Source organism: Vibrio limimangrovi, from assembly GCF_054064025.1.
Genome location: NZ_JBSUGF010000036.1, coordinates 1 through 1556, shown reverse-complemented (window position 1 = coordinate 1556; position 1556 = coordinate 1). Strand labels below are relative to the sequence as shown.

General features: G+C 55.1%; 1 protein-coding gene. It reads left to right on the top strand.

The annotated features are described in order from the left end of the window. The coding region (locus ACWYU8_RS21955) for a VCBS domain-containing protein (protein WP_457521843.1) at window positions 1–1556 on the top strand (1556 nt) is incomplete at both ends.

Sequence of the window (1556 nt, the reverse complement as noted above, 5' to 3'; positions counted from 1 at the left end):
GATGCGAGCACGGGTACCTTCAGTGGCACGCCAACCAACAGTGATGTGGGCAGCACACCAGTCACGGTCACGGCGACCGACGATCACGGTGCTCAGGTGTCGACCACCTTTGATTTAACTGTCAACAATGTCAATGATGCGCCAACGCTGACCCCGATAGCGTCGATTTCTGTCGATGAAGACGGCCAGAAAGCGTCCGGTCAACTTATCGCTACCGACCCAGATGCAGGCGATACGCTGAGCTATTCGATTGCCAATCCGGTGTCCGGACTGACGTTTAATCCGGATGGTAGTTGGGTGTTTGACCCAACCGATACTGCCTATCAATCGTTGCCAGCAGGACAAAGCCAGACTCTTACTATCCCGGTCACAGTGACAGATACGGCAGGCGCGACAGATACACAAAACTTAACAATCACTGTGTCGGGCACCAATGATGGCGCAGTCATATCTGGTTCTGGAGCGCAGCTGAAAGAAGACACGGCGGTCTCAGCGTCGGGAGAGCTGGAAGCGAGCGGGCAGTTAACGGTTCAGGATGTAGACAGCGGTGAAGCCGCATTCACGCCGATCACGGATGTCACCAGTGATTCGGGTTATGGTCATTTCTCACTCAGTGCCGACGGGCAGTGGCAGTATCACGCTGATAATAATCAGCCCGCTATCCAACAACTGGCGGCGGGTGAGCCATTAACAGACTCCATCACCGTCACCAGTATCGATGGCACCCCGCACACCATCAGCGTGACGATCGAAGGGACGAACGACGCCCCAATCGTGGCGCACTCTATCGCTAGCCAGCAAGTCGATGAAGACAGCGCGTTACAGTTCACGCTGCCAACTGACACCTTTGGTGATATTGACCATGGCGATACCTTGACCCTCTCCACCGGTAGCCTTCCGACGTGGCTGCATTTTGATGCATCAACCGGAACGTTCAGTGGCACACCAACCAACAGCGATGTGGGCAGCACGCCAGTCACGGTCACGGCGACAGACGATCACGGCGCACAGGTGTCGACCACCTTTGATTTAACCGTCAACAATGTCAATGATGTGCCAACGTTGACCCCGATAGCGTCGGTTTCTGTCGACGAGGATGGCCAGCAAGCGTCCGGTCAACTTATCGCTACCGATCCGGATGTGGGCGATACGCTGAGATATTCGATTGCCAATCCAGTATCCGGTCTGACGTTCAACCCTGATGGCAGTTGGGTGTTTGATCCAACGGATGCCGCCTATCAATCGTTGCCAGCAGGACAAAGCCAGACTCTTACTATCCCTGTCACGGTGACGGACGCCGCAGGCGCGACCGATGTTCAGAACTTAGTCATTACCGTGAATGGCACCAACGATAGCGCCCGGATGGGAGGGTTGTCGCAGCACATGGTTTCAGAAGACCTAGATGTGAACCATGGAGAGCTGATAGCCAATGGTCGCCTGGCTGTGCTGGATGTAGACAGTGGCGAATCGCATATTACCGCGCAAAGCGTGACGGGTCAGTATGGCCGTTTCAGTATTGATGAGCAGGGCCATTGGACCTACAGCGCAGACAACAG